General features: G+C 39.7%; 2 protein-coding genes. Both read right to left on the minus strand.

All coding sequences use genetic code 11. The annotated features are described in order from the left end of the window. Positions 1-203: hypothetical protein (locus AB4589_RS24830; protein WP_372101903.1), on the minus strand; the 203-nt coding region annotated here is incomplete at its 3' end. 9 nt (positions 204-212) lie between these two features. Continuing rightward, on the minus strand, positions 213-670 hold a 458-nt coding region (locus AB4589_RS24835; RefSeq protein ID WP_372101904.1), incomplete at its 5' end, for a hypothetical protein.

Below are 670 nucleotides of genomic sequence, written 5' to 3' on the forward strand. Positions count from 1 at the left end.
GGATCACTTTCTGCTTTGTCTGCCGTCAATCTAAGTTGTTTTTTACGCTCTATTTGCTGTTCTTCCGTCAGTGGAGGGTTAGCTATTTCATTTGCTTCAACCTCAGAAATGGCTTCAGCCCCTTCAGATATTGCCTGTTCATATAAATCATTTTGGTTAGAATCGTAGGCGAAAATTTCATTGTCTTTCTTTACGTATCTCATAGTTAATCCTTAATATAACTCAGCCCATGCTGTCTTAGACCAGTCAGAATTAGGCGTTTGAACTTGATAAACTGAACCTGGAGGAATGATTGCAGAGAAGATTTCATTAGTCATAGCTGCTGAAACACTCGTTGCGTTATGCCAACCGACCATTACGCCGTCAACTATCAAAAAAGCAGTCCCCCCAGTAGAACCTTGACGACGACCTGAAACATAAATCTGAATAGGGTAAGGGTTTGAGTTGGTATAATTGACATTAAATACTTTACCACTCGTACTTTTCCATGTTTGGCCTGAACTAAATCCTGAAATTATTCCATCTATTTTATCATTTAATGCTTTTGCAGAAGAAGCGGCGGCGGCTAAGTCAGTTCGAGTTGAACCAAGAGATGTTGTCGTTTGAACAATGCCTTGCTTTGATGTACTGGCTTTATTTAATCTATCATTGCTTAATGTTCCCGACGTGA

The organism is Vibrio sp. 10N.222.49.A3, assembly GCF_041475145.1.
In the GTDB taxonomy this organism is placed as follows: Bacteria; Pseudomonadota; Gammaproteobacteria; order Enterobacterales; family Vibrionaceae; genus Vibrio; species Vibrio tasmaniensis_A.